This window comes from Idiomarina sp. PL1-037 (assembly GCF_034422975.1).
In the GTDB taxonomy this organism is placed as follows: domain Bacteria; phylum Pseudomonadota; class Gammaproteobacteria; order Enterobacterales; family Alteromonadaceae; genus Idiomarina.
On sequence record NZ_CP139873.1, the window covers coordinates 1,251,301 to 1,275,457 of the forward strand.

The 24,157-nt window shown below is 47.7% G+C and carries 26 protein-coding genes and 1 tRNA gene; 22 read left to right on the forward strand and 5 right to left on the reverse strand.

The features are described from left to right. Nucleotides 1-39: 39 nt before the first annotated feature. Entirely contained in the window at nt 40-1,002 is a 963-nt protein-coding gene (locus U0358_RS05770; protein ID WP_322407349.1) for a glutathione S-transferase family protein, read from the forward strand. Then, nucleotides 999-1,835, forward strand: coding sequence for a pirin family protein (locus tag U0358_RS05775; protein ID WP_322407350.1), 837 nt, complete (start codon nt 999-1,001; stop codon nt 1,833-1,835). The genes U0358_RS05770 and U0358_RS05775 overlap by 4 nt, the downstream gene beginning before the upstream one ends. Here U0358_RS05775 and U0358_RS05780 read toward each other — a convergent pair. Further along, nucleotides 1,832-3,475: a response regulator gene (locus U0358_RS05780; protein WP_317496690.1), complete on the reverse strand. Its 1,644-nt coding sequence runs from the start codon at nt 3,473-3,475 to the stop codon at nt 1,832-1,834. The genes U0358_RS05775 and U0358_RS05780 overlap by 4 nt on opposite strands. An 84-nt stretch (nt 3,476-3,559) precedes the next feature. Here U0358_RS05780 and U0358_RS05785 point away from each other — a divergent pair, with 84 nt between their 5' ends. Then, nucleotides 3,560-4,528 carry an NAD(P)H-quinone oxidoreductase gene (locus U0358_RS05785; RefSeq protein WP_322407351.1) on the forward strand — a complete coding sequence of 323 codons (969 nt, stop codon included), beginning with the start codon at nt 3,560-3,562 and terminating at the stop codon, nt 4,526-4,528. Nucleotides 4,529-4,565: 37 nt separating this feature from the next. Here U0358_RS05785 and U0358_RS05790 read toward each other — a convergent pair. After that, nucleotides 4,566-4,650: transfer RNA gene (locus U0358_RS05790), tRNA-Tyr, on the reverse strand. Between the two features lie 111 nt (nt 4,651-4,761). Between U0358_RS05790 and U0358_RS05795 the strand changes: the two genes are divergently transcribed. The 6 genes from U0358_RS05795 to lysS all read left to right on the forward strand — a co-directional run bounded on the left by U0358_RS05795 (nt 4,762) and on the right by lysS (nt 11,436). Then, on the forward strand, nt 4,762-5,247 hold the full coding sequence (locus U0358_RS05795) for a VC2046/SO_2500 family protein (RefSeq protein ID WP_317496692.1): 486 nt from the start codon (nt 4,762-4,764) through the stop codon (nt 5,245-5,247). A gap of 97 nt (nt 5,248-5,344) precedes the next feature. Further along, a complete protein-coding gene (xerD, locus tag U0358_RS05800) occupies nt 5,345-6,247 on the forward strand; it encodes a site-specific tyrosine recombinase XerD (protein ID WP_322407352.1) in 903 nt (300 codons plus the stop codon). A gap of 55 nt (nt 6,248-6,302) precedes the next feature. After that, complete coding sequence (gene dsbC / locus U0358_RS05805; protein ID WP_322407353.1) at nt 6,303-7,034, forward strand: bifunctional protein-disulfide isomerase/oxidoreductase DsbC; 732 nt, start codon at nt 6,303-6,305, stop codon at nt 7,032-7,034. Between the two features lie 3 nt (nt 7,035-7,037). Further along, on the forward strand, nt 7,038-8,750 hold the full coding sequence (recJ, locus tag U0358_RS05810; protein WP_322407354.1) for a single-stranded-DNA-specific exonuclease RecJ: 1,713 nt from the start codon (nt 7,038-7,040) through the stop codon (nt 8,748-8,750). Between the two features lie 39 nt (nt 8,751-8,789). Continuing rightward, nucleotides 8,790-9,888, forward strand: a protein-coding gene (gene prfB / locus U0358_RS05815) for a peptide chain release factor 2 (protein ID WP_317496696.1) whose coding sequence is annotated in 2 segments (ribosomal slippage) — nt 8,790-8,864 and nt 8,866-9,888 — 1,098 coding nt in all. Because the reading frame shifts where the segments join, the coding sequence is not laid out codon by codon here. 36 nt (nt 9,889-9,924) lie between these two features. Next, entirely contained in the window at nt 9,925-11,436 is a 1,512-nt protein-coding gene (gene lysS, locus U0358_RS05820) for a lysine--tRNA ligase (RefSeq protein ID WP_317496697.1), read from the forward strand. 60 nt (nt 11,437-11,496) lie between these two features. On the opposite strand, the gene U0358_RS05825 is transcribed toward lysS, so the two are convergent. Beyond that, a complete protein-coding gene (locus U0358_RS05825) occupies nt 11,497-11,979 on the reverse strand; it encodes an FKBP-type peptidyl-prolyl cis-trans isomerase (protein WP_317496698.1) in 483 nt (160 codons plus the stop codon). A gap of 4 nt (nt 11,980-11,983) precedes the next feature. After that, nucleotides 11,984-12,877 carry a CAF17-like 4Fe-4S cluster assembly/insertion protein YgfZ gene (locus tag U0358_RS05830; RefSeq protein WP_317496699.1) on the reverse strand — a complete coding sequence of 298 codons (894 nt, stop codon included), beginning with the start codon at nt 12,875-12,877 and terminating at the stop codon, nt 11,984-11,986. Between the two features lie 79 nt (nt 12,878-12,956). Between U0358_RS05830 and U0358_RS05835 the strand changes: the two genes are divergently transcribed. After that, nucleotides 12,957-13,229, forward strand: a complete 273-nt coding sequence (locus tag U0358_RS05835; RefSeq protein ID WP_317496700.1) for an FAD assembly factor SdhE — start codon at nt 12,957-12,959, stop codon at nt 13,227-13,229. A gap of 65 nt (nt 13,230-13,294) precedes the next feature. Next, complete coding sequence (locus tag U0358_RS05840; RefSeq protein ID WP_317496701.1) at nt 13,295-13,528, forward strand: hypothetical protein; 234 nt, start codon at nt 13,295-13,297, stop codon at nt 13,526-13,528. On the opposite strand, the gene nadB is transcribed toward U0358_RS05840, so the two are convergent. After that, nucleotides 13,525-15,126, reverse strand: coding sequence for an L-aspartate oxidase (gene nadB / locus U0358_RS05845; RefSeq protein WP_317496702.1), 1,602 nt, complete (start codon nt 15,124-15,126; stop codon nt 13,525-13,527). The two genes, U0358_RS05840 and nadB, sit on opposite strands and share 4 nt — an antisense overlap. Before the next feature lie 145 nt (nt 15,127-15,271). Between nadB and rpoE the strand changes: the two genes are divergently transcribed. The 11 genes from rpoE (at nt 15,272) to acpS (ending at nt 24,155) form a co-directional block, all read left to right on the forward strand. After that, nucleotides 15,272-15,850 carry an RNA polymerase sigma factor RpoE gene (rpoE, locus tag U0358_RS05850; protein ID WP_317496703.1) on the forward strand — a complete coding sequence of 193 codons (579 nt, stop codon included), beginning with the start codon at nt 15,272-15,274 and terminating at the stop codon, nt 15,848-15,850. A gap of 18 nt (nt 15,851-15,868) precedes the next feature. Next, on the forward strand, nt 15,869-16,447 hold the full coding sequence (locus U0358_RS05855; RefSeq protein WP_317496704.1) for a sigma-E factor negative regulatory protein: 579 nt from the start codon (nt 15,869-15,871) through the stop codon (nt 16,445-16,447). Between the two features lie 4 nt (nt 16,448-16,451). After that, nucleotides 16,452-17,417, forward strand: a complete 966-nt coding sequence (locus U0358_RS05860) for a MucB/RseB C-terminal domain-containing protein (protein WP_322407355.1) — start codon at nt 16,452-16,454, stop codon at nt 17,415-17,417. After that, complete coding sequence (locus tag U0358_RS05865) at nt 17,417-17,860, forward strand: SoxR reducing system RseC family protein (RefSeq protein WP_317496706.1); 444 nt, start codon at nt 17,417-17,419, stop codon at nt 17,858-17,860. The genes U0358_RS05860 and U0358_RS05865 overlap by 1 nt, the downstream gene beginning before the upstream one ends. 103 nt (nt 17,861-17,963) lie before the next feature. Then, a complete protein-coding gene (gene lepA, locus U0358_RS05870; protein WP_317496707.1) occupies nt 17,964-19,775 on the forward strand; it encodes a translation elongation factor 4 in 1,812 nt (603 codons plus the stop codon). A gap of 3 nt (nt 19,776-19,778) precedes the next feature. Continuing rightward, nucleotides 19,779-20,699, forward strand: a complete 921-nt coding sequence (lepB, locus tag U0358_RS05875; RefSeq protein WP_317496708.1) for a signal peptidase I — start codon at nt 19,779-19,781, stop codon at nt 20,697-20,699. Further along, nucleotides 20,696-21,385 (forward strand): ribonuclease III, encoded by a 690-nt coding sequence (rnc, locus tag U0358_RS05880; RefSeq protein ID WP_317496709.1) that lies wholly within the window; start codon nt 20,696-20,698, stop codon nt 21,383-21,385. The genes lepB and rnc overlap by 4 nt, the downstream gene beginning before the upstream one ends. Beyond that, nucleotides 21,382-22,299, forward strand: coding sequence for a GTPase Era (gene era / locus U0358_RS05885; protein ID WP_317496710.1), 918 nt, complete (start codon nt 21,382-21,384; stop codon nt 22,297-22,299). Before rnc ends, era begins: the two co-directional genes overlap by 4 nt. A 3-nt stretch (nt 22,300-22,302) precedes the next feature. Beyond that, nucleotides 22,303-23,007 (forward strand): DNA repair protein RecO, encoded by a 705-nt coding sequence (gene recO / locus U0358_RS05890; RefSeq protein ID WP_317496711.1) that lies wholly within the window; start codon nt 22,303-22,305, stop codon nt 23,005-23,007. A gap of 39 nt (nt 23,008-23,046) precedes the next feature. Beyond that, on the forward strand, nt 23,047-23,775 hold the full coding sequence (gene pdxJ, locus U0358_RS05895; protein WP_011234058.1) for a pyridoxine 5'-phosphate synthase: 729 nt from the start codon (nt 23,047-23,049) through the stop codon (nt 23,773-23,775). After that, nucleotides 23,775-24,155 (forward strand): holo-ACP synthase, encoded by a 381-nt coding sequence (gene acpS, locus U0358_RS05900; RefSeq protein WP_322407356.1) that lies wholly within the window; start codon nt 23,775-23,777, stop codon nt 24,153-24,155. Before pdxJ ends, acpS begins: the two co-directional genes overlap by 1 nt. The last annotated feature ends 2 nt before the right edge of the window (nt 24,156-24,157 follow it).

A 24,157-nucleotide genomic window follows, 5' to 3' on the forward strand; every position in this document is an offset into this window, starting at 1 on the left:
GACTCTATTATAAGGCCATACCAACTTAAGGAGTTTATTATGGGTTTATTAGTTGATGGTCAATGGCACGACAAGTGGTATGACACCAAAAAACACGGTGGCCGCTTCGTTCGTAGCGAATCACAGTTTCGTAATACCGTAGCGCAGGGTACTGAGTTCGAGCCTGAGTCCGGGCGTTACCACCTTTACGTTTCTTACGCATGTCCGTGGGCTCACCGGGCGCTTATCTTCCGTAAATTAAAAGGTCTGGAAAGTCACATTGACGTTTCTGTTGTGCACCCGCTGATGCTGGAGAATGGCTGGGAGTTTGCTGACGCGCCACTTAACGAACCACTGTATGACGCCGATTTTCTTTATCAGCTGTATTTAAAAGCCGACCCTGAATATACCGGACGAGTAACCGTCCCAGTGCTATGGGATAAGAAAAATCAGACCATAGTCAACAATGAGTCGGCTGAAATTATCCGTATTTTCAACTCTGCGTTTAATGAACTGACAGGGAACACACAGGACTTCTTTCCTGCAGATAAGCAAAAGCAGATAGAAGAAGTTAATGAGTGGGTTTACAACGACATTAACAATGGTGTCTACCGTAGCGGCTTCGCGACCACACAACAGGCATATGAAGAGGCGTATGAGTCGCTATTTGCTGCTTTAGACAAGGTAGAGAGTATTCTTAGCCAAAACCGTTATTTAACCGGTGATAAACTCACCGAGGCGGACTGGCGATTATTTACTACTTTGGTTCGTTTTGATGCGGTTTATTTCGGGCACTTTAAAACCAACAAGAAGCGCATTGTCGATTATCCTAACATGTGGAACTACCTGTTAGAGCTGTATCAACACCCGGGTGTTGAAGAGACCGTGGTGATGGACCACATTAAGATGCATTACTATGCCAGCCATAAAACCATTAATCCGACACAAGTAGTGCCAAAAGGGCCTGAAATCGATTTTCACCAGGTACATAACCGAGCTAACAAGGGGAGTAGCCAGTTATGAGTGTTATTTTAGCCAAACACCGTGGAATGCCGGCGCAGGATGGTGCGGGAGTTAAACTCACTCGTGTTATTAATCAGCCGGGGCTAAAACATCAGGACCCGTTTTTAATGCTGGATGAGTTTCGCTCCGATAACCCGGATGATTATATTGCGGGTTTTCCGCCGCACCCGCACCGCGGATTTTGTACCCTGACCTATATGTTAGCGGGGACTATGGAGCATAAAGACTCTGTCGGAAATAGCGGTGAAATTGATGCAGGCGGTGTACAGTGGATGAAAGCGGCGAAAGGTATTATTCACGCCGAAATGCCGAAGCAAGTTGAAGGCCTAATGTGGGGCTTTCAGCTATGGGTCAATTTGCCGGGCGATGAAAAAATGAGTGAACCTGAGTGGCACGACTACCCGTCAGCTACTATTCCTGAGGTGAAAAATGGTGATGCTCTGATAAGGGTTATTTCAGGACAATACCAGCAGCAGGAGGGCCCTGTTAATGCGCCGGGAAGAGACTTTTTAATGCTGGACATTCACTTAGCAAGTGACGGTCTCAGTTTTCCGTCACAAGGTCAAAAGCGACGTCTGGCTTATGTTTATCAAGGTGATCTGACAGTGAATGGAGAGGCGGCGAAAGAGGGGGAGTTGATGTTGCTTGACTCTGCTGAAACATTAGATTTCTCCGCTATCGAAAATGCGCGCTTTATTCTGTTGGCCGCCAAACCTATTGATGAACCCATTGCCCAATACGGTCCCTTCGTCATGAATTCGTCGGATCAGATTGAGCAGGCTATTAAAGATTATCAATCGGGGCAGTTAGCCGCTAACCAAAAACTAAGCTAGCGCAGTTCCAACTCTTCGGTTTGCTCCAGTAACCGCCCGTACCGGTTACTGTGGCTACTGGATAATTGCAGCCCCTCTAAGACTTTAAAACAATTGTCGCATTCTTTCTTAAGGTGAACCCGCTCGCCGCCAGGTGTTTCCTCTGCATAACGAACGGCGGCCTGAACAAAGTTAAGTGCTGCGCCGCTGTTCATTGGCGCGGCTTCCATCGCTTTGCGAAACAGCTCTAGTGCACGAATGTAGTGGCCTTGCTGGTATGCATTTAAGCCTGCCTTGTGAACTTCAAAGAAGTTATCCTGCTGTTTTTGAGCCGCGGCCAGGCGCGCCCGTAAAATTTTAGAGGTGTAAGTGTCAAGAGTTGGATTTTCGTCCTGGTTCGTTGCGAGCGCATTTGCTTTTTCGTATTCCCCGACATCCAGCAAAATGGCGATAACGTCAGGCAGTAAGTCTTTATTAATAGGCTGGTTGTGCGCCAATTTTTCGCCAACAACTTCATTTAAGCGCTGCTGTGCCTGGTGTAAGCGTCCATTGAATGAGTCAATACGCGACAATAAAATGGATTCCAAATCTTCAAATGAAATATCGGCATGCAACAGATGCTCATCATAGCGGGCACGTTGCAGCTCCATTGTTGCTTCTGTCTGATATTTACTGATTTGCTGAGGCGTATCGCTGTTTTCGGCCGCATCTAGAATACTGCGTAAATAGTTACACAAGTGATGCGCGTTACGAAAAACCGATTTACGGGCTATCTGCAACACGTTGTTCATGGCTTGTTTGGCAATATCAAAGTCGCCGTTATCGCGGGCAATATGGGCCAGTTTGGTTTGTCTTTCAATTGAAAATGGCGCCATGGTAATGGCATCGCGAGCGCTTTCCAAAGCGTCTTCCAGCTGTTGCTGTTGAAGGTAACACTCAGTTTTCAGGTCATACGCTTCAACAGCATTAGGCATGCGCTTAATTAAATGATTAAGAATATTCAGCGCTTCTTCGGGAGAGTTTTGTAATAACCGTGTTTCAGCCAGTTTTAGAAAGACCCAGCTGTGGGAGTTTTCTTCCAGCAATTCTTTAATTGCCGTTTCCGCTTTATCTAATTGCCCGGTTTTGTTGTATAACTCAATTTGCAGTTTACGACAGTAATTACTGTAGCGGCTGTTAGATTGAATATGTTTCTGGCAGGCATCAATACAGGTATCATAATCATGGTTTGTCAGCGCTTTGAATACATCTTTTAACCACATGCGGCGTTTATAGGCCCGCACCAGCCGGGAGCGCAACACACGATGTGAAAACGGTTTCATCAAATAATCATCGGGTTGTAATTCTAGTGCGCTGAGCACCATAGGGCGAGTGTTGTCCCCCGTAATAATAAAAAACAGCGTATGCTCTTTCATTAGCCCCCGAACTTGCAGTTCCTCTAAAACCTGTCGACCGTTGCGACCACGCCCCAAGTTATAGTCTACCAGCAGAATATCGTGCGGTTTCTTTATGTAAGCGGCAATACCTGCTTCGCCGGTGGTCTTGACTTGTACGTCCTGCGCCCCCAAGTTTAACAGCAAGCCTTTGAGCATGACCTGAAAGGGTTTCTGGTCATCTATTAATAATACGCGTTTATTATTGAGCTCTAAGGTTTTGTCCATTGGCGTCAAACAGTATCCTGATCTTATTCATACCGACAGCATACTGGCTAATTTCAATAATGTTAAGCGGCAACAGAGGCTGATATGAAAGCAATTGCGATTTCAGAACAAAAAGTACACTGGAAGAACCACCCTGAACTGGACGAACCACAAGCTAATGAAGTTCAGCTGCGGGTACTAAGCGCCGGACTTAATCGTGCCGACTTAATGCAAATAGCAGGAAAATATCCACCGCCTAAGGGTGCTTCAGCTGTTCCTGGCTTAGAAGTCTGTGGTGTAATAGAAAAGGTGGGGAACAAGGTCAGTAGCTGGCAAACCGGGCAACGTGTCAGCGCGTTATTGGCTGGTGGCGGCTTTGCTGAGCAAGTGAATGTTTCCGCCGAACAAATACTGGAGGTTCCTGAAAGCTGGAGTAATGCAGAAGCTGCGGGCTGGTTGGAAACCTTTGCTACGGCTTATCTTAATGTCTTTCAACTGGCTGACTTAAAACCCGGAGAGAGAGTATTGGCTCATGCCGGTGCTAGTGGTGTAGGTTCCTCATTAACACAGTTGTGCCGGGAAAGCGGTAACGAACTTATCGCCATAGTGGGTAGCGGAGAGAAAGCAGAGTTTTGCCTGAAACTGGGAGCAAAACATGCGGTTAACCGGCACGAACAGGACGTTCTCGAAGAAGTTAAAGCCCTCGGTGAAGTTGACGTTATTCTGAATCCTGTCGCTGGTGAATCCATAGCAAAAGACCAGCAATATCTGGCACAGGATGGTCGTATTATTTTAATTGGCTTAATGGCTGGTGTGACTGGTGAAGTTAATTTCGGACGTATGCTGATGAAACGTCAAAAGCTGATTGGTTCAACTCTGAGAGCATTATCACCGGAACGCAAAGGCCAAATTTTACAAGGTTTGTGGCGTGACTTTAGTGATCAGTTTAAAAACAGCACCATAAAACCTATTATCGATGAAGTTTTTGCGGCTGACGATATTCAGCAGGCACTGGATTATGTTGCAGATAATAAAACTCAGGGTAAGGTGGTTATAACACTTTCGGAGGAGTAACTCAGGCTGATAGCGAATTGGCGCTGCAGTAAAGAAATGGTGGAGGGAGCAGGATTCGAACCTGCGAAGGCTGAGCCGTCAGATTTACAGTCTGATCCCTTTGGCCACTCGGGAACCCCTCCACTCAAGAGGCGCGTATAATAACAGTCTTAGCTTAGCTGTAAAGAGAAAACTTAAACTTTTAGGACTTTGGCCGATACAGAAGTATCTGTAACCGATTATCCAGAGTCTTAATGAGTGAAGTTTCAGCTGTACAGAATGCTGCTGTCGAAAACCAGGCCGCTCACTTCTTTGAGCAACACGCGAGCGAAGCAGTTAATCACGGCTTCGCGGGCGAGTTTGCTTATTGGGTGTCTGCGTTGGGTGGCGACCCGGTTATTTCTGAGCGTCCTGCGCAAGTTAACTGGCAAAGAACCATTGGTGCTGGCAGAGCGCGCCCTTTAGATGCAAAGCCAGGTATGGTGCTGGCTAGTGGTGTCTATGCAACAGTTAGTCAGTTGTCAGACTTTAAACTGCAGGACGCAACTCATCCTCAGCCGCTTATCCCCGATGCAACGCCTGATCGTTTGCCCCTGGAGCTTCTCCACAACCTGGACTGGCGTGTTCGTCAGCGGCTGGAAAAGAAAAAACAACCACAAACGGAAGAAAAAGATGAGTACAAACACAAAGGGCCCGCTGGCCTATATGATGTTCTGCAGAAACTGGGCATTACTCATTAGCGCTTAACTTCTTTACTGGGAGTTTCGCACAAGCAGTTTCAGCCGCTCTCGCTATACGGCATAATAGCATTATCATTTCGCTAATTTTCCAAAACCCATGAAGCAACTCCGCCCAGAGGACGAAGACCGTATTGATGCTTTTACTGAGCATCTCTGGCTGCATCATGGATCCAGTAATAACACTCAAGCCGCGTACCGCAGTGACTTACGCCGTTATTGTGAATATTTGCTGCCGCTGAAGAAATCCTTAATGGACACCGATGAAGTTGTGTTACAGGACTACCTGTTGTGGCGGCGTATGCAAGGTTTGTCCCCACGAAGTACCTCGCGTTTTTTAAGTTCGACGAAGAAATTCTTCCAGTTTGCTGTAAAACAGCAGTGGGTGGCAGTAGACCCAACCGCACGCTTAAAACGCCCTAAATTACCGCAAAGCATTCCACATTCGTTAAGCGAAGACGATGTGATTTCTCTATTGGAACAACCTGATACAGAAACTCCCATTGGTCTGCGTGACAGGACTATGCTGGAAGTGCTCTATGCCACCGGATTACGGGTAACCGAACTTATTCGTCTGCAATATGACCAGTTGAGCCGCCAGCAAGGTTTAGTTCGGGTTGTCGGTAAAGGCAACAAGGAACGCTTGGTGCCGTTAGGGGAAGAAGCGCTGGAATGGCTGGATAATTATTTAAAACACGGACGCCCGGCAATAACGGATAAGAGCAGTCCCTGGGTATTCGTTACGCAGCGTGGCTCGTTATTAACACGCCAGGCATTTTGGTACAGATTAAAGCATTACGCCGAAGAAGCCGGCATTTACGCACATTTATCGCCACACACTTTACGCCATGCTTTTGCCACGCATTTGCTGAACCATGGAGCCGATTTACGTGTCTTACAGCTACTGTTAGGTCACAGTGATTTATCTACCACACAAATTTATACCCAGGTTGCACGTGAACGTCTGCAGGCCTTACATGCTCAGCATCACCCGCGCGGCTAATTGCATTTTGGCTGGTAACAGGGTAGGGTTCGGACAGTTAATTTAAGAGGTATTTATGCGCAATTTAATGTCTGTAGTTGGATTAGTAGGGCTGGTTGGTGCGAGTTTTAGTGCGCCGGCAATTAGTGCTGAACAAAATGAAGTTGACACCCGGCACCTGAGTAAAGTTGGTATTGAAGTGTTGTCGACAGAGCCCGGTGAAATTGACGGCTATGTCCGTGCGGTGACCAATCAGGGCATGTTTTATGTGTCAGATGATGGTGAACGGCTTATTAGCGGCAATGTGTTTGATATAACCGGTAGTGAACCAGAAAACTTAAGTGAAGCGGGTATGGCTAAAGTTCGCCTGAAAATGCTGAAAGGCTTTGAAAACGATATGATCGTGTACCCGGCTGAGAATGAGAAATATCAGGTAACGATTTTTACTGACACTACCTGCGGTTATTGTCAGCGCTTGCATGAGAATATGGACAGCTATCACGCCGAAGGCATTACCATAAAATACCTGGCCTTTCCTCGTGGAGGTATGAGTAGCAAAGGTGGGCAGCAGCTACAAACGGTTTGGTGTGCGGACGACAAAAAAGCGGCCATTACCGCCTTTAAAGAAGACGAAAATTACAGTGGCGACTCCAGTTGTTCCAATCCGGTTGCTGAGCACTACCAACTGGGCAAATCGTTTGGGGTGAGTGGTACGCCGGCTATTATCCTTCCCGACGGTCGTTTAGTACCGGGAGCGCTACCTGCATCACGTTTAATTGCTGAAATTAAAAAAGGTGAGTCACAGTAATTCATGAGTGATTACGAAATACGTCGTTATCAAGTCGTTGACGATGACTTTTTGCCGCAACAAATGCCACCTTTGTTGCGGCAAATTTATGCCCGCCGGGGTGTCCGTCATGCTGACAAATTATCTTTGAAAGCCTCCGGGTTACTGCATTTTTCCTCGTTAAGAGACATCGGTAAAGCCGTTGAACTGCTGCAAAATGCGTTAAAAAACCAAGAAAAGGTTTGTATTTGCGGCGACTTTGATGCCGATGGCGCGACCAGCTCAGCATTAATGGTGTCGGCCTTGCAAGCCTTGGGTCTGCAGCAAGTGGGCTACCGTGTACCGAATCGAATGACTGACGGCTATGGCTTGTCTGTTGCCATGGTAGAACAACTGGCTGTAGAGAATGTGCAGTTAATTGTAACTGTCGATAACGGTATTGCAGCGCATGAAGCTATTGCACTTGCTCGTGAAAAGGGCATACAGGTGCTGGTTACCGACCACCATTTACCGCCTGAAGAACTGCCTCCGGCTAATGCAACAGTGAACCCGAATCAGCATGGCTGTGAGTTTCCCAGCAAAAATTTAGCGGGCGTGGGAGTGGCGTTTTATGTCCTGCTGGCGTTGCGTTCAGCGCTACGTGATGAAGGTGTTGAGCCATTACCTAACCTGGCTGACTGGCTGGATCTCGTTGCTCTTGGCACTGTCGCGGATGTTGTACCGCTGGATTATAACAACCGCGTATTGGTGCAACAGGGGATAGCCCGTATTCGTAAAGGTATGAGCCGCCCCGGAATTAAAGCGTTGCTGGAAGTTGCGAACCGTGATGCCAGTCAGCTGGCCGCCAGTGACTTAGGGTTTGCTCTGGGTCCGCGAATTAATGCAGCAGGGCGCTTAGACGATATTGGACTGGGAATAGAATGCTTATTAGCGGGCGAGTCCCGGGCGCAGCAGTTAGCGCAGCAGCTTAACGATTTAAACCAGCAGCGTAAATCGATTGAATCTGAAATGCGCGAGCATGCCGAGAGCGCTATCGCGAAGCTGCGTTTTGATCAGGGGCAGGTGCCTGATTTAGTTACCTTGTATCAGCCCGACTGGCATGCCGGTGTTATTGGTATTGTCGCGGGAAGAGTAAAAGAACAGGTGAACCGTCCGGTTATTGCGTTAGCCAACGATGATGATGAATTCCTAAAAGGCTCCGCACGTTCGGTTAGCGGTCTGCATATGAGAGACTTATTGGAACGTGTTCATAGTCTGCAGCCGGGAATCATGGAACGTTTCGGTGGACATGCTATGGCCGCCGGCTTAACCATGAAGAAAGTGAATCTGACTCGCTTTTCCGAACTGGCTGAACAAGTGGCGGCGGAGTGGCTGTCAGAAGAACAGAAGCAACGTGTATTCTGGTCTGATGGCGAACTCACAACACTGCAACTTTCTCAGGACAGTGTGAATATGCTGCAAAGTGCAGGCCCCTGGGGACAACAGTTTCCAGAACCGATGTTTGACGGCCAGTTTGAGCTGGTGGATCAGCGTATTGTCGGAGAGCGACATCTAAAATTGGTGGTGCGTCATCCGCAAGGCGAGTTATTAGATGCGATTGCCTTTAACGTTGATACACAACAATGGCCGGCGCGAGAGAGCTCGGTTGTTGAACTTTTATACAAGCCACAACTTAATCACTTCCGCGGACGCACAAACGTTCAGTTGTTGGTGGAGCAAATACGCGCAATACGTTAAACTACGCCCCTTTTAGAATTAACAGAATTAGGTAGTCGCATGTTTGAAACTAACGCAACCTACAACAACATTAAAGAAATGCGTGAGCGTAGTAATTCGCTTAGGGGGTATCTTTGACTACGATGCTAAGTTAGAGCGTCTGGAAGAAGTTACCCGTGAGATGGAACAGCCCAATGTGTGGGATGATCCACCCAAGGCACAAGCCTTAGGTAAAGAGCGTGCGGCGTTAGAGCAAGTTGTACAAACCCTGGATAAACTTCAGCAGGGGCTCGACGATGTCGAGGGTCTGGTTGATCTTGCGGTAGAAGCAGAAGACGAAGACACCTTTAACGAAGCTCATGAAGAACTGTCCGGTCTAGTAAAACAACTGGAGGCGTTAGAGTTTCGTCGTATGTTCTCAAAAGATAACGACTCGGCAGACTGCTACCTGGATATTCAGTCAGGCTCTGGCGGAACCGAAGCTCAGGACTGGGCTAACATGCTGCTGCGCATGTACTTGCGCTGGGCAGAGGCGCATGACTTTAAAGCGGAAATTACTGAGCTGTCAGAGGGCGATGTCGCGGGTATAAAATCGGCCACCGTTCGTGTCGTTGGCGAATACACTTACGGCTGGCTTCGCACCGAAACCGGTGTGCATCGTTTAGTGCGTAAATCACCCTTCGACTCAGGTAATCGCCGCCATACCTCATTCGCCTCGGTATTTGTTTACCCGGAAGTAGACGACGATATCGATATTGAGATTGATCCGTCCGACCTGCGGGTGGATACCTATCGTGCCTCTGGCGCGGGCGGTCAGCACGTTAACCGTACTGATTCCGCCGTTCGTTTAACGCACGAACCAACAGGCATTGTGGTGCAATGTCAGAGTGACCGGTCGCAGCACAAGAACCGCGATTCAGCAATGAAACAGCTGAAAGCGAAATTGTATGAATTTGAATTACAGAAACAGAACGAAGAGAAACAGGCATTAGAAGACTCAAAAGCTGATATCGGCTGGGGCAGTCAAATTCGCTCTTATGTTCTGGACGATGCGCGTATCAAAGATTTACGTACGGGTATCGAGAACCGTAATACTCAGGCTGTGCTTGATGGCGCACTTGACCCATTTATTGAAGCCAGCTTAAAAAGCGGGCTGTAAGTTTAATTTAAGTATCCCGACAGAGGAAAATCGATAATGACTGATAAATCGCAGGCACCTGAAGTAGACGTAAACGAACAGATCGCGCAGCGAAAGGCGAAACTGTCGGCGCTTCGCGATAAGGGTATCGCATTCCCGAACGATTTCCGTCGGGATTCTTTAGCTGCCGATTTGCACGCTGAATACGATGATGTGAGCAAAGAGGATCTGGCTGAAAAGGGCATTCGCGTGAAAGTGGCCGGTCGTATGATGACCCGTCGTATTATGGGGAAAGCGAGTTTCGCAACGGTTCAGGATATGAGCGGCAAAATTCAACTGTATGTTGCCCGCGACAATCTGCCCGAAGGTTATTACAACACTGAATTTAAAAAGTGGGATTTAGGCGATATTGTCGGCGCCTCTGGTACCTTGTTTATTACCGGAACCGGTGAGTTAAGCGTGCAAGTTGACGAAGTACGTTTGCTGACTAAAGCGCTGCGCCCGTTGCCCGATAAATTCCATGGCCTGTCAGATCAGGAAATGCGCTATCGTCAGCGTTATTTAGATTTGATTACCAACGAAGAGTCCCGCAGTACTTTCGTGGCCCGCTCTAAAATTATTGACTATATTCGTCGCTTTTTAAGCGATCGCCAGTTTCTGGAAGTTGAAACACCGATGATGCAGGCTATTCCCGGTGGTGCAGCAGCTCGTCCTTTCAGTACGCACCATAACGCCCTGGATATGGAGCTGTTTTTACGTATTGCACCAGAACTTTACCTGAAACGTTTAGTCGTTGGTGGTTTTGAAAAGGTGTTTGAAATTAATCGTAATTTCCGTAATGAAGGTCTTTCAACGCGCCACAACCCTGAGTTCACTATGCTGGAGTTCTATTGGGCGTACGCGGATTATCACGACTTAATGGACTTAACTGAGCAAATGTTACGCGGTGCGGCTGAGTCGGTGTTAGGTTCTGCTCAGTTTACCAGCCAAGGCGTGGATTATGATTTTGGTAAGGCGTTTGAGCGCATGACAGTGCTTGAAGCTATTATCAAATACATGCCGGAAGTGAGCCTTGAGCAGCTTAATGATATGAATCGTGCTACTGAAATTGCAGAGCAGGTTGGTGTGAGCGTTAAGCCGTCGTGGGGCTTAGGCAAAGTTCAAATCGAAATTTTTGAAACAGTTGCCGAGCATCGTCTGATTCAGCCTACGTTCATTACAGCGTATCCGGCTGAAGTGTCACCGTTGGCACGTCGTCACGACGATAATCCGTTTGTGACTGACCGTTTTGAATTCTTTGCCGGTGGCCGTGAACTAGCTAATGGTTTCTCAGAGTTGAACGACGCTGAAGATCAGGCTGAACGTTTCCGCGAGCAGGTTGAGCAGAAAGAAGCGGGTGATGACGAAGCCATGTTCTATGACGAAGATTACGTTACCGCACTGGAGCACGGCATGCCGCCAACAGCTGGTCAGGGTATTGGTATTGACCGTCTGGTTATGCTGCTAACGGATTCTGCGTCTATTCGCGACGTATTATTGTTCCCACACATGCGCCCAAAAGCGGATTAATTACCATTATGAAACAAAAAACCCGGCTAATTAGCCGGGTTTTTTTATCAAAAACAGCGCTTAGTGATCTTCGCCGTCAGTGTGAACGTGACCGTGCTCAAGTTCTTGCTCAGTCGCGTCACGAACTTCAATAACTTCTACGTCAAAGTTCAGGTTAACACCGGCTAATGGGTGGTTACCGTCAACAGTTACTTCGTCGTCTTTTACTTCAACGATAACAACAGACTGCTCGCCTTGATCCGTGCTGGCGCGGAACTGCATGCCAGGCTGTACTTCGTTTTCGCCGAATAGGTTACGTGGTACAGTCTGGATTAAGCCGTCATGACGTTCGCCATAAGCTTCTTCTGGCTTAACTTCTGCAGTGAAGCTATCGCCAACGGTTTTGCCTTCCAGTGCATTTTCCAGACCAGGAATCAGCATGCCACGACCGTGGATGAAGTTCAGTGGGCTGCCGTCTTTTGACTGGTCAAGGGTCTGGCCATCTTCCGTTTTAACGGCATAGTTGATAGCCACGACTTTGTTTGGTGCAATGGTTTCGCTCATAAATTTAACCTAATTGATAAGGCAGTGAGTGTATTTCCAGGAAACTTGCGTCGTCATCCCGAACCCGTATAGCCGTGTCAGTGCCTATGTCACTGGGTAAAACAGCTAACAAGTCCACTTGGGTGTCGGTGCGGTTCACTGCCATAATGACCGTACCTGCACGACGCCAGTTATCGCCAATGGCTTTTTCTAATTGCGTACCAGCAGTAACTTGAGCCGTTACTTTACCGGATAAGCGAAAAAGCGCCCGTTTCTGTTTGCCCAAATACTTCATCCGGGCAATAGTCTCCTGGCCGATATAACATCCTTTGTCAAAACTGATTCCATCCCACGCCTGCAAATTCATCATTTGCGGGACAAATGCCTGGATGTTCTCAGACGTAAGTTGTGGACGAACCCGTTCAATTTCCAACGCATCCCAGTAGGGTTGCGGATAATCCGTAGAAATTGGTTGTTGGCTAAGTAACATATATTGGTCGGGACTGGTCCCAACCTGTATTACCCGGCCATCAAATTCTGCTGCCACGCTGGCTGCTTTACTACCGAAAACACCGGCTATGCTCCAGTCGTCGCTTACATCTTCAATACTGACTTTGCTAAAGACTCCAAACTTCTTTAATTGCGCTAAAGAGCCTTCGATGGCGCTGCGATGCATCACTAAAAAAACGGTGTCGTCTTCGCGATAAGTCCAGAAGATGCTAAATGCTTTTCCGGTTTGATCGCAATGTGCGCCATATAAGCAATTATTCTGGTCGAGTTTGCGTAAATCACATGTCAGCTGACCCTGTAAAAAACTGTCAGCATCTTCGCCAGAAACCGAGAGGATACCATAGTCCGTCAGTTGAACGGAAAGGTGATCCTGATTTGCGTCAGTAAAATGCTGTGTTAACTCAACCACAATGACTCCTTATTAAATGGCTTACGTGGTATATTAGGGCACATTATCGAATTACAAGGGCAATTGCTGCGGAGATTTTATGTTGCCGTTAAAACAGTCGGAAGAAGCACTTAAAGATAAGCGTCGTTTACGTTGGGCGTGCCGCCGCGGGATGCTGGAGTTGGATGTATTGTTTGAGCCTTTTGTTGATCAGGCTTATGACGAACTGACTGAAGAGCAAAAAGCTGTCTTTCGTCGTCTGGTTACCTGCGATGACCCGGATCTTTTTGCCTGGTTTATGGGTCACCAAAAGTGCGAAGACGAAGAACTGGCCGAAATGATTCAGTTTATGTTGTCGCGCGTTAAGGTATAGACCCGCGCGTTAAGGTATAGACCCGCGCGGTGAACCCTGACAGTTATTTCCACTTAAAGCGACCGATGCGCGTGTTGTCGGCGTCGGCCTGCGGGCGTTACTGGTGGTGGCAGAGTGAGCGCTGTCAATTATTCAGTAAGGCACTGGTCGTAGGCGGTATGTTGGTTTTACTGCCGCTTGCCTATAAAACAGAAAAAGGTCAGGAAAAGCGGCGCTGGCTTCGGGTTTGGTGGTTTCAGTTGTCAAAGGCGCAGCAGATAAAACTGCGGCGCCAGTTACAACATCTGTCAGAGCCCTAACTTTTAGGTGTCAGCACCGTAGGCTGAGTATCCGGCAAGGTGTCAGGGTAGTCCAGAGTATAGTGTAAGCCGCGACTTTCTTTACGACTAATAGCGCTGCGTACAATAAGCTCCGATACCTGCACTAAGTTACGTAACTCCAGTAAATTATTACTCACACGGAAGTTCGAGTAATATTCGTGAATTTCACGCTGTAACAACTGAATTCGGTGAAGTGCCCGTTCCAGACGCTTGGTGGTACGAACAATGCCAACGTAGTCCCACATAAACAGTCGTAGCTCATGCCAGTTATGCTGAATAATAACTTCCTCATCGGAATTGCCTACCTGACTCTCGTCCCAACCGGGAATATGGTTTAAGGCTTGTTGATGTGGGCGCTTAGATAAAATATCTTTAGCTGCCGCACGGGCGAAAACCAGACATTCAAGCAGGGAGTTGCTAGCCATGCGATTGGCTCCGTGCAGACCTGTGCAGGCAACCTCACCAACGGCATACAAGTTGGGTAAATCGGTCGCAGCGTTCATATCGGTTTTAACACCACCACAGGTATAGTGAGCCGCAGGAACAACCGGCATCGGCTGTTTGCTGATATCAATACCCAGCGACAAGCATTTTTCCATAATGGTAGGGAAGTGATGCTGAATGAAGTCTTTCGGTTTATGAGAAATATCCAGATACATGCAGTCGGCACCCAGTCGCTTCATCTCAAAGTCGATAGCGCGGGCAACGACGTCGCGTGGCGCCAACTCAGCAGACTCATGAAAGTCCGGCATAAAACGAGTACCGTCCGGCCGCTTCAGCAAAGCACCTTCACCACGCAAGGCTTCGCTTAATAGAAAGCTCTGAGCATTGGGATGAAATAAACAGGTTGGATGGAATTGATTAAACTCCATATTGGCAACACTACAGCCTGCACGCCAGGCCATGGCAATACCGTCGCCGCTGGCAATATCCGGGTTACTGGTATACTGATATACCTTACTTGCGCCGCCCGTTGCCAGTACCACGCAACCTGCGGCAACGGTTTCCACTTGTTCTTTCTGACGACTCCAGACATAAGCCCCATAACAACCATCTGGTTTACCGATACGTGACCCCGTGATCAAATCGACCGCGTTGTATCGCTCCAGCACCTGAATATTAGGATGCTCCATCACTTTTTTCTGCAATGTCGTCTGTACCGCCTTGCCGGTGGCATCTGCTGCGTGCAGAATTCGGCGGTGACTGTGACCGCCTTCACGGTTCAAGTGGTACGTCGGGTTGCTGTCTTTAGATTCAACTTGATCAAAGCCCACTCCGGCATCAATCAGCCATTGCAGGCTTGCACGCGCGTTTTCTGTGGTAAACTTAACGGCTTCGGGATCGCAAAGGCCGGCACCGGCAATTAAGGTATCCTCGATGTGACTCTCAATACTGTCGTTTTCGTCGAATACTGCGGCTATGCCGCCTTGCGCATAAAAGGTTGAGCCTTCTGTCAGCGGACCTTTACTCAGTACCGTAACGTTCAAGTTGTCGGCCAACTGTAAAGCGGTAGTTAATCCCGCGGCTCCCGAACCAATAATCAGTACATCGCATTGATAATTTGCAACAGGTTCCATAAAGTACTCAATGTGAATTTTGAACGATTTTACGCATTTGGCGATATTTTTGCGAACTTTTTACATGCGGCTCTGTCACAGTCAGTAAGAAACAGGACGGGCCGCCAGTTCCAGCAGTTCCTGGGTTAAGGGAGAACAGGCTCGGATGAGCGAACAGGTGAGTGACCAACAGCTGGTCGAAAGAGTACAACAAGGTGATAACCGGGCTTTTGATCTGCTGGTAAAAAAGTATCAGCACAAAGTCATGAGTTTGATATCGCGTTATGTCAAACAACAAGGTGACGTAGCTGATGTTGCACAGGAAGCGTTTATAAAAGCGTATCGGGCGTTACCGAACTTCCGTGGTGATAGTGCCTTCTATACCTGGCTGTACCGAATTGCGGTTAATACGGCGAAGAACTATTTAGTTTCGCAAGGTAGAAAGCCGCCCGCATCTGATATTGATGCAGAAGACGCTGAGTTTTATGAGGGAGCGGGTGCGCTAAGAGACAGCGCCTCTCCGGAAAAACAAATGCTCTCTGATGAGATTCGAGATGTGGTGTTAAAAACAATTGATGAGTTGCCGGATGATTTACGTCGGGCAATTACATTAAGGGAAATTGAAGGTCTCGGTTACGAGGAAATTGCGCTAGAAATGGACTGTCCTATAGGTACTGTCCGCTCTCGCATCTTTCGCGCTCGGGAAGCAATAGATAATCAACTCCGACCGTTGCTGGAACGGTAAACTAACAGAGGGGCATCTATGTCTCGGAACAAATCAGAATCAACATCCGCGCTGTTTGATGAACAGCTCATCAAGGCCGATGAAATTGAAGCACTGTTGAAAGATGAACAGGCTCAGCAGGAGTGGCACCGTTATAGTGTTATTCGCGCGGCAATAAAAGGTGACTTAAACTCCGATATCAGCCTTGATATTAGCGAGCGGGTTCGCGTTAGCGTAAGCCAGGAGTCCAATGTCGTTAAGCCAGGTTTTGGTCGCTCTAAGAGCCAGAATAAAGCGGCTTCACGTTGGTTCCAGCCTTTCGCAAAAGTTGCTGTTGCGGCAAGTGTGGCAGTGGTTGCGGTGATGACAGTGCAAACTTATCAGCAACCCGCGACACCTGATGGCAGCAGTGCAGAACCGACTCTGCTGACCAGCCCAATTGGTGGTGGCCGCGAGCCGGTAAGCCTGAATCGTGTTGAGCCAATGTCGCAAATCAGCGATCAGCAAAGACGCCGCCAGGTTCAGTCATACCTGATTGATCATCAACAACAATTGATGTTGCAACAAAAAGCAGATAAAGATGAGCAGTCAGAGCAGGAGCTCAACAAAGGTAATTAAGGCTATGATAACTCGGTTGTACCGGTCTATTTTATGTGGCGCTGTGTTATTCACCGGAACCATGTCGGTAAGCGCACAACAGGCTAGCGAACAAGCAGAAAGTGGTGCTGACTGGTTCAACCGTATGGCAGAAGCTTTAACTGAACTGAATTTTGAAGCGTCGTTAGTTCATGTACATGGTGACCAAATTGAGCCTTATCAGTGGCTACAGGGTAACGATCCGGAAACAGCAAGTACCGAACTGTTAATCCAGATGAATGGTCCGGATTTTCGCATCTTGAGAGTGAATAACAAGGTTGCCCACTTTAATACGTCAGCCAGTAACTACGCATTAAAGTCCGATACAATTACCGCTATTTTCCCGGCCGCATTTTCTCACCCCTTTGAAAAACTTAGCCATAGCTATAAGGTGACTGTTGGCGGTGGTGCAAGAGTTTTAGGTCGCAACGCCCAGCATATTCGTATTTTAAGCCGAGATAACCAACGCTATAGCTATGCACTATGGATTGATCGCAAGCACGGTATGCCGCTGAAAATGATCATGATGAATCAGTCCGGCGATGTTGTGGAGCAAATGCAATTAACCAGTTTATCCGTTCGCAATACTGCACCTGAAATTACTAAAGAAATAAGCAATATTGAAATGCCGCCACTGCTAAAAGATCTGCGGGTGCAAAGTGCAACAAATTACGGTGTTGAGCCACAGTGGGCACCGCGAGGGTTCAAATTATTGAGTCAGCAAAGCCATACTTTAGTCGTTGATTCGACGCCGGTTGACCACTATTTATTTTCCGATGGTCTTGCCGAGTACTCGGTTTATGTGGCCGAGCTAACTGAGGGTATGGAAACCGATCTCGCGTTATCCTCTTCACACACTTTGTTCTCAAAGCGTTATAATAACTTTCTTGTGACAGTGGTGGGTCAGGTACCTTTAACTATGGCTCAACGCATAGCGGCAGAAGTTAAATAATGAAAGAAATAGCAGAAGTAACAGCGGTTGATGGCAACCGCGTAACCGTTACCACCAAGTTGAAAACTGCCTGCTCGGGTTGTGCGCAGGTATCTAACTGTGGTGCCGGCATTTTAAGTAAAGTTTTTTCTGACCGAAATGCGCAGTTTACCGTGGTTACTGAACAAGCTTTTAACCCAGGCGACCAAGTGCAATTAGAAGTACCGGAAACCGCAGTAACACGCTTTGCTTTACTACTCTACGGTTTACCCATACTGACACTGCTGCTATTAGCTGTGCTACTGGAAAACACAGGCACGTTACCCGAAGGTTTTGTTATTTTACTGTCCTTTGCCGGCTTTGCTTTTACTTTCTGGGGACTAAAACGCTGGTTCCGTAAACGTGACATTCAAGTCAATGCAATGGTCAAACTGGAAAGCGTTGCGGTTGAAGTTCGGCACTGAAAGCCCTGAACTGTCATAAAGTCCTTTGTTCTTGCCGCTAACATGAGTATGATCAGGGCTAATTTTTTAAGTTCCAGAATTTAGTTTTACAGAGGTATCATCAATGCCGAATAGGGCGTTCAAGCAAAGTAATATTCGTAATTTCTCGATAATCGCTCACATTGATCACGGTAAGTCGACTTTGTCGGATCGTCTGATTCAGCATTGTGGCGGACTGACTGACCGTGAGATGGCTGAGCAAGTACTTGATTCCATGGATTTGGAGCGTGAGCGGGGTATTACGATTAAAGCACAGAGCGTAACCCTTTATTACACGGCTAAAGATGGCGAAACCTATCAGTTAAACTTCATCGATACTCCAGGGCACGTTGACTTCTCTTATGAAGTCTCGCGTTCACTGGCGGGTTGTGAAGGTGCGCTGCTGGTTGTTGATGCAGCTCAGGGTGTTGAAGCGCAGACTTTGGCAAACTGTTACACCGCTATCGAAATGGACTTAGAAGTTGTTCCGGTACTGAACAAAATTGACCTGCCGCAGGCCGATGCAATGGGCGTGGCGCAGGAAATAGAAGATATTGTCGGGATTGAAGCGGTGGACGCGGTTCAGTGCTCGGCGAAAACCGGTATTGGTATCGATGACGTGCTTGAACGCATTGTCCGGCAGATACCGGCGCCTAAGGGTGAGCCAGAAGAACCATTACAGGCACTGATTATTGACTCCTGGTTTGATAATTACCAGGGCGTTGTTTCTCTGGTTCGCGTGCGCAACGGAACGTTACGTGCTGGTGAGAAAATGACAGTAATGTCCACTGGTCAGTCGTATCAAATTGATAAGGTCGGCTATTTTGATCCAAAGCCTCACGAAACCGGTATTTTGCACACCGGCGAGGTAGGCTATGTTATTTCGGGCATTAAAGACATTCTGGGCGCCCCGGTCGGCGACACCCTAACCAACACGAAGAGCCCGGCAAAAGAACCGGTGCCAGGTTTTAAAAAAGTAAAACCTCAGGTTTACGCCGGCATGTTCCCAATCAGCTCAGAGGACTACGAATCGTTTCGCGATGCTTTGGGTAAATTGTCCTTAAATGACGCGTCGCTTTTTTATGAGCCGGAGAATTCTGCGGCACTTGGCTTTGGTTTCCGTTGTGGTTTCCTTGGTATGCTGCACATGGAAATTATTCAGGAACGCTTGGAACGTGAGTACAACATAGACCTGATTACCACGGCGCCAACGGTTGTTTACGAAGTTGAAAAAACTGATGGCAGCATGGTGAAAGTTGATAACCCGGTTAATTTACCACCGGTTAACGATATTGAAACCATTTACGAACCTATCGTAGAAGCCAATATTCTGGTTCCGCAGGAGTTTTTGGGTAATGTGATTACCTTATGTGTTGATAAGCGTGGTGTACAAACGGCTATGGCTTATCACGGTAAACAAGTTGCGGTAACTTACGAACTGCCTATGGCGGAAGTGGTCATGGACTTCTTTGACCGGTTGAAATCGACCAGTCGTGGTTACGCTTCACTGGATTATCAGTTCAAGAAATTTGAACCTGCGGACATGGTTCGTGTCGATATACTAATTAACGGTGACCGGGTAGATGCGCTGGCAATGATCACCCACCGTGATCACGCTGAAGGTCGTGGCCGCATGTTAGTGGATAAAATGCGTGAGTTAATTCCACGACAAATGTTTGATATTGCCATTCAGGCGACCATTGGCAACCATGTTATTGCGCGCTCGACGGTCAAGCAGCTGCGTAAAAACGTAACCGCTAAGTGTTATGGCGGTGATGTTAGTCGTAAGAAGAAGCTTTTACAAAAACAAAAAGAGGGTAAAAAGCGCATGAAGAACCTGGGTAACGTAGAAGTACCTCAGGAAGCCTTCCTTGCGGTTTTAAAAGTAGGCAAGTAGGAAATGGCCAATTATTTTTCAATTATTTTAACCATAATTACGGTTCTGTCCGGGTTGTTATGGCTTTACGATGCGCGGGTATTGAAGCCAAAGCGTAAAGCGGTTATTGCTGAGGTTGAGACAAAAACAACCAAGGCTTTAACCGAACAGCAGATTGACACTCTGGCGCCTCAGCCTAAATTGATGGAGCTGAGCGAGTCTATTTTTCCGGTTATTGCTTTAGTACTGGTGGTACGTACTTTGCTGTACGAGCCGTTCCAGATACCGTCAGGATCAATGATGCCAACCTTGCTGAAGGGCGACTTTATTCTGGTAGAAAAGTTTTCCTACGGCATTAAAGACCCAGTTTTTCAGGAAACCCTGGTAGATACCTCAATGCCGGAACGCGGTGATATTGCGGTATTTAAATATCCGGAAGAGCCAAATATAGATTATATAAAGCGCATTATTGGTTTACCCGGTGACCGTATTATTTACCGTGATAAGTCGCTTTATATTCAGCCGGCTTGTGCCATTGGCGAGAAAGATTGCGAAGAAATGAAAGTGATATCCACCACGTTAAAAGAAGATGGTGAGTATTTCTCTGGTTCGTCGCCTTTACGCACGTATGCCGAGCAGTTAGGTGACGTAAACCACGAAATTCTTATCGACCCACGTGTTGCGCCGCGCACCATGCTTTATTTTAATCAGCCGGGCACACAGAAAGATGAATGGGTAGTGCCGGAAGGCCAGTATTTTGCTATGGGTGATAACCGCGACAATTCTCGTGACAGCCGCTACTGGGGCTTTGTTGACGAAGAGCTGCTGGTTGGCAGAGCGGTATTCATCTGGATGAGTTTTGAAATGGATCGCAGTAGCGATAGTTGGTTGCCGTCGTGGGTTCCTACGGGAGTTCGATTTGAAAGGCTAGGGAGTATTGAGTGAGTTTGCCCAAACCACCTTTAACGGAACTGGAAAAAATTGTTGGTCATAGTTTTGAAAAGCAGGATTTACTGCATCAGGCAATGACCCACCGTAGTGCTTCATCAACGCACAATGAACGTCTGGAGTTTCTGGGCGATTCTATTTTAGGTCTGGTGATAGCTGAAGCTTTGTATCAAAAGTTTCCCAAAGTAGCAGAAGGCGATTTAAGCCGTATGCGCGCTGCTATAGTTTGTGGTCGTTCTTTGGCGAAGCTGGGTAAGAAAATGGGGCTGGGCGATTTTTTGTCGCTAGGTCAGGGCGAGTTAAAAAGCGGTGGTTATCGTCGTGAGTCCATTCTTGCCGATGCAGTAGAAGCCATTATTGGTGCCATTTATCTGGACAGTGACATGGATACCATTCGGCAAGTCATTCTTAACTGGTTTGAGCCCCAGTTAACCTTGATTGAGCCCGGAACCAGCCAGAAAGATCCAAAAACACGCCTGCAGGAGTTACTGCAGTCGCGTCAGAAGCCTTTACCTGAGTACGACGTGGTCGCTACGCAAGGGCAGGCGCATAATCAACAATTTACCGTAAACTGTTCTGTAGAAGGTATCGAAAGTCCTTTTAAAGGCACAGGTACCAGCCGCCGTAAAGCCGAACAGGCTGCAGCAACGGCCGCATTAGAACATTTGCAGGAGAGCGCATGACGCTGGATATAGAACTGGACGAGAATAAACACAGCGGCTTCGTCGCCATTGTTGGTCGTCCGAATGTGGGAAAATCCACACTGATTAACCGGTTGCTGGGGCAGAAAATCAGCATTACCTCGAATAAGCCTCAGACTACCCGCCACCGTATTTTAGGTGTAGACACCGACGATGGCTGTCAGGCCATTTATGTCGATACGCCGGGTATGCACAAAGAAGAACCTCGTGCCATAAACCGCGTGATGAACCAGACTGCTTCCTCTGCGTTAAAAGATGTAGACTTAGTGCTGTTCGTGGTTGAAAACTTAAAGTGGTTAGAAGACGACAAAATGGTGCTGGAGAAAGTTCAGCGCAGTAAAGTGCCGGTAGTGTTATTGGTTAATAAAGTTGACCAACTGAAAGATAAAGAACGTTTATTACCGCACTTGCAGTGGTTGAATGAGCAGCACAAGTTTGATGCCATTTTGCCCATATCGGCAACACACGGCGATAATGTTGACGAGCTGAGAAAAATTGTTCGCTCGCATTTGCAGCCGGGCTACCACTATTATCCTGAAGACTACGTAACCGACCGTTCTGTACGCTTTATGGCGGCAGAAATTGTGCGTGAAAAACTTATGCGTTTTACCGGCGAGGAGCTGCCGTATGAAACGACAGTAGAAATTGAGCAGTTTGGTCAGTCTGAAAAAGGCACCACTCACATTCATGCCTTAATACTGGTAGAGCGCGAAGCGCAGAAACGGATGATTATCGGGCAGGGTGGTAGTAAACTGAAAACTATAGGCACCGAAGCCCGGCGCGATTTAGAAAAACTGCTGGACAACAAAGTCATGATGAAACTTTGGGTTAAGGTAAAATCTGGTTGGTCGGACGACGAGCGAGCGTTGAAAAGTCTGGGCTACCGGGAAGATTAACCGGTGGCGCAGCGGGCACTGGTGTTGCATCGTTGGGACTATCAGGAAACCAGTCTCATTCTGGATCTGTTCACTGAAGATAAAGGACGGGTCCGGGTGGTGGCAAAAGGCGCTAAGCGTCCGAAAAGCCCCTGGCGCGGTTTAGCACAACCTTTTATGCCACTGTTGGCCGAGTTTCAGGGGCGCAGCGATTTAAAAACTTTAACCTTGCTGGAACCGCAGCAGCCAACCCAAGAACTGCGGTTGCAGGGCGATAAACTTTACAGTGGCTTTTACCTCAATGAGTTAATTCAACGGCTGGTGCCGGCAGAAGCTGAAGCGCCCGAGCTTTTTGAAAGCTATTTGTCAGCCTTACAAAACATGACCAACAGCGAGCGTGTAGAGCCTGCTTTGCGTCAGTTTGAATGGCAGTTATTGCAGCATTTAGGAGCGGCATTTGACTGGCATTATGACGCCGATACCGGTCATGTGCTGTCCGACTCGAAGTGGTGCTATTTTATTCCCGATCATGGCTTTGTGACCCAAGCCAGAGACAATCAACAACGAGCATACTCGGTGGCGGATATTCAAAAACTGGCCGCGTGGGATGTTGACGACGAAAGCCGCTTAAGACTGCTAAAATATATTATGCGTGATGCCTTAGCGGTTTATTTAGGTGACAAACCGCTGCGCAGTCGTGAACTGTTCCGTGGCACTAAGCGTCAGTGAATTGCGAAGAATTAGCCGAAAAGCGAAAGGAGCTGAATAATGAAAGGTTTACGCCTGGGCGTTAACATTGACCACGTGGCCACGTTGCGTAACGCACGTGGAGTTCGTTATCCCGACCCGGTAGCTGCGGCAGCTATTGCCGAACAAGCTGGTGCCGACGGCATTACCATTCATTTGCGTGAAGACCGCCGCCATATTACTGACCGCGACGTTGCCATGCTGAAGCAAACACTGAACGTGCCTATGAATCTGGAAATGGCGGTTACTGAAGAAATGCTCGATATAGCGATAAAAACGCAGCCTACCTACAGTTGTCTGGTACCTGAAAAACGCCAGGAACTGACTACGGAAGGTGGCCTGAATGTTGCTGGTCAGTTAGAAACCATTACCGATGCCACTCGTCGCTTAAGCGATGCGGGTATCCAGGTTTCTTTATTTATTGATGCTGACCACGAGCAAATAGATGCCGCTAAAAAAGCCGGTGCACCCATTGTGGAATTGCACACCGGGCAATACGCGGAGGCCGAAACTGAAGAGCAGCGTACCGTTGAACTGGCACGCTTAATGGAAGCGTCAGAATACGCGCATTCCATTGGTTTACAGGTGAATGTGGGGCACGGTCTGCACTATCACAACACATTAGAAGTGGCGGAAATTCCGCAAGTTTGTGAATTAAATATTGGTCATTCGATTATTGCCCGTGCGGTATTGGTTGGCTTGGATCAGGCTGTGCGCGATATGCGCAATATTTTAGATAAGGCACGCTAATGGCAATTTGGGGCTTAGGTACTGACATTGTTGAAGTAGCCCGTATAGAGCAGTCGTTAGCGCGTGGCAACAGTTTAGTGAAACGCGTGTTAACAACAAAAGAGCAGGAAGAAATGACAGCCTCGGTTGATGAAGCTGCTTTTCTGGCCAAACGCTTTGCTGCCAAAGAAGCCTGCTCCAAGGCTTTTGGTCGTGGTATTTCCGCCGGATTGTCTTTTCAGCATATGCAGGTAGTACATAACGAATACGGTAAACCTGAATGGCATTTCACCGAAACCGCGGCACAATGGGTAAAAGAGCAGGGCATCACCGGCAGTCATTTATCCATTAGTGACGAAAAGCACTACGCGGTAGCAACGGTTATTTTAGAAACAGACTAGAA